This window comes from Solibacillus cecembensis, assembly GCF_050272495.1.
In the GTDB taxonomy this organism is placed as follows: domain Bacteria; phylum Bacillota; class Bacilli; order Bacillales_A; family Planococcaceae; genus Solibacillus; species Solibacillus cecembensis.
The window spans coordinates 1-3,437 of record NZ_JBNNMF010000058.1 but is presented as its reverse complement, the minus strand read 5'-3'; the positions used below and the strand labels follow the sequence as shown (position 1 = coordinate 3,437).

The window sequence follows — 3,437 nt, the reverse complement described above, 5'->3', positions numbered from 1 at the left end:
GTACAAAATAGCCAGCTATCTGAAAAAATTCAGATAGCTGGCCATTCGTCGTGCGTACCGTAGAGGTGCGCTATTTTTTATAATTCGGGCTTACAGAAAAAAGAGAAAATCATTTTGTACAATAAAAATACAGAGCGAAAGGGGAATGAAAAATGACCTATCTAATAAAAACAAATCAGCTTACGAAAGTGTTTGAAGGAAAAGAAGTTGTTTCTGGTGTCAATATGCATGTGAAGAAGGGGGAAATCTACGGCTTTTTAGGGCCAAATGGTGCTGGTAAAACGACGATTATGAAAATGCTAACGAATTTAGTAAAACCGACGAGCGGTGAAATTGAAATTTTCGGAGAGCGATTAACGAATACATCATATGAAGTACTTAAAAGAATGGGCGTAATTTTCGAATATCCTATTTTTTATGAAAAACTGACAGCGAAGGAAAACTTGGAACTCCATTGTGAGTACATGGGCTATTATGACAAAGCGGGCATTGATCGTGCACTAGATCTGGTTAAATTGCACAATGTCGATAACAAAAAAGTAAAAGATTTTTCTCTTGGAATGAAACAGCGCTTAGGTATTGCTAGAGCTATTTCGACAAAACCAGAACTATTAATTTTAGATGAACCTATTAATGGTTTAGATCCAATAGGTATTAAAGAATTACGAGAACTTTTTAAAATACTATGCAAAGAGTACGGTATTACTTTATTAGTTTCAAGCCATATTCTAGCTGAGATGGAACAAATGGCGGATACGATTGGTGTTATTCAAGAGGGCAAGTTAATTAAAGAAGTTTCTATGAAAGATATCAATGGCGAACAGACCGAGTACATTGAGCTTAAGGTGCTAGATATTAAAAAAGCGACTTACATTTTAGACCATGAACTAGGTATTAAAAATTATAAAGTCATGAATGAACACATGATTCGTATTTATGAACAGACCATTTCGCAGCAAGAAATTTCGAAGACACTCATTATGAATGATATTGAGATTGAAAGCATCAATAAAAAGCATAGCTCACTAGAGGAGTATTTCTTAAATTTAATGAACGGAGAGGGAATCCATGCTTAAACTGATGAGACTAGAATGGAAAAAACATCATTTATCTAGTTATTTTAAAGGCATGGCTATTTGTATTGTATCCATTTTTACTGCTATGTGTTTTATGTCCTGGATTTCTAAAGTAGAAGACGAGTTAATATTTACAGATTATGCAGGATACATGGCTTTTGCGGATATTTTTATTAGAATAACATTCACGATATTCTCAGCTGTCATTTTATCAAAAGTAGTTATTGAAGAATATAAAAATAAAACAATTCAATTATTATTTACATATCCGTTGCAACGAAAAAAATTGATGCAAGCTAAGCTTTTAATCGTCTTTTTGTTCTGTTTCTTCAGCATGATCATTACTACTTTTATTATGAGTATGCTCGTTTTTATTTTAAATCCAATGATTGGTTTCTTTGAAGTAGCTGTTCATATACAGGATATGATGGCTATAGTTCCGACGACTTTGATTAACTCATTTATGATCGCTGGTGTAAGTCTGATTCCTTTATATTTTGGTATGAGAAAAAAATCAACGCCTGCAACAATTACTTCAGCAATATTAATTGGATGCGTGCTCAGTTCATCTATTAATGGTGGCAGTAGTCAGGTTAGCTTGTTCGATTTCATTGCTGTGCCTATTACACTTTGTATATTAGGACTTGTCATTGCCTATCTCTCTTACCGTAAAATTGAGCAAATCGATGTGACGTAATTCTTTTAAGTTTTCTTAAATAATAACGGTAAGGGGGAGGAAATTCTATGTTGCAGCTAATGAAATTAGAAATGAAAAAGTTTAATTTAGGCTGGTATGTAAAAGGCGCGCTTATCGCAACAATCATTTTGACAGCTCTTATTTGTTTCGCTATTACTATTGCACTAAAAGAAAATGATTTACCCATTTTAACTTACCAAGATGTATATGTATTGATTGGTGCCAACGTTAGGGCGATATTTATTGTGTTTGCCTCTGTATTGATTGCGAAAATCATTATTGAGGAATATAAAAATAAAACGATTTTGGTTTTATTTTCTTATCCTATTAGTCGAAAGAAAATGATTGCTAGTAAATTGATGCTGATATCTTTATTAACGTTCATTACAACGATATTATCGAATACCATTGTTGCTGGTCTATTTTCTATTATTAATGCTTATTTTCCAATCGTGCCATTTGAAATGACAGGAAATCAGTTTATAGGAGAGATCATAAACATCGTCCTATTTGCTACCGCTTCTGCGGGAATGTGCTTAATCCCATTGTATTTTGGAATGCGCAATTATTCTGTTCCGGCAACAATTGGTTCATCGCTCATCGTGGTGGCAATTGCCTGTTCCTATAACCCACCATTCACATTGGTGACTTTCATTCCATTTCAGTTAGGACTTGCAGCTGTAGGGGGAGCAATAGCGTATTTTGCCATCCGAAATATTGACAATGAGGATGCGATTTAATTCAAAGATTAATTGAAAATATGAGTTATAAGGAGAAAAATTGAGATGCAAATAGAAAGTCTTTTTCAGATTCCGTCAATCAGTGCACAGCTGTATATCATTCTGTCAATAATATCTATTGCGATTGGAATAAGCCTAACTGTTTTTGGTGTTATAAGACAAAAACGATATAAAAAAAGTATGTTAACGACATTCTGCATTATATTCGGCCCATTAGTTATCATTACCCATAGCATTCAAATTATTGTGAGAATGCTTTAGAAGAGAAGATATTATATTGCGATCATTAATGAACTGGATACTTGTTCGTTAAAAAAGAGAGGGGCAAAGTTGGTAATTAGCAGAATTGTATTTGCACTCGGTGCAGGTCATTAACTTTGGGAAATCTATGAACAACATAGGAAAAACGCAACCTTTCAAGCTCAATGAAAGGTTGCGTTTTTCCATCTAGAATAATTCATTTTTTGAATCTATCTTTTTTGCTCAACTTCAAAATTTCGATCAAATCATATATTAGTTAGTTTGAGTTTTTGATACTGTTAAATTTCTTTTGCGATAAGAAATAAGCCACTGTAGCAGTTAGCAATGCTAATAGTAATGGGTTTGAAGCACTCCCAAATGATACTTCTTGACTTAAATTATTTGAAACTGAAGTGAAATTAGGCGTGTAAAAAGTAGTAAGTAACAAGCCGGAACCTACTTGAAATGCTATAAATAATGCTGCGAAATTAAGTATAAATACAGTAAATTTTTTCAAGATTTTCACCTCCCTCGCCTAAATTTACCACAATATGGTCTGACTTTAAATGAAAGCATCCCGAAAGTGAAGTGAAGTGACCCCTAAAAGTTAGACACGGTTATTTCAGGCAGCTCTTTGGGCATGGGTTCGATAGTGTATCGGGCTCATGCCTTTTAATTTTGCCT

4 protein-coding genes are annotated in these 3,437 nt (G+C 33.7%); 3 read left to right on the top strand and 1 reads right to left on the bottom strand.

What is annotated here, in order from left to right; genetic code table 11:
• Positions 1 to 152 precede the first annotated feature (152 nt).
• The 3 genes from ACQKIH_RS22325 to ACQKIH_RS22315 are packed head-to-tail and all read left to right on the top strand — an operon-like array spanning position 153 to position 2,513.
• On the top strand, positions 153 to 1,076 hold the full coding sequence (locus tag ACQKIH_RS22325) for an ABC transporter ATP-binding protein (protein WP_427769033.1): 924 nt from the start codon (positions 153 to 155) through the stop codon (positions 1,074 to 1,076).
• The gene (locus tag ACQKIH_RS22320; protein ID WP_427769032.1) at positions 1,069 to 1,773 is read left to right on the top strand and encodes an ABC transporter permease; all 705 of its coding nucleotides are present in this window, start codon (positions 1,069 to 1,071) and stop codon (positions 1,771 to 1,773) included. The genes ACQKIH_RS22325 and ACQKIH_RS22320 overlap by 8 nt, the downstream gene beginning before the upstream one ends.
• A 47-nt stretch (positions 1,774 to 1,820) precedes the next feature.
• On the top strand, positions 1,821 to 2,513 hold the full coding sequence (locus ACQKIH_RS22315; protein WP_057987690.1) for an ABC transporter permease: 693 nt from the start codon (positions 1,821 to 1,823) through the stop codon (positions 2,511 to 2,513).
• Between the two features lie 517 nt (positions 2,514 to 3,030).
• Here ACQKIH_RS22315 and ACQKIH_RS22310 read toward each other — a convergent pair.
• On the bottom strand, positions 3,031 to 3,270 hold the full coding sequence (locus tag ACQKIH_RS22310) for a hypothetical protein (RefSeq protein ID WP_427769029.1): 240 nt from the start codon (positions 3,268 to 3,270) through the stop codon (positions 3,031 to 3,033).
• Positions 3,271 to 3,437: the final 167 nt, after the last annotated feature.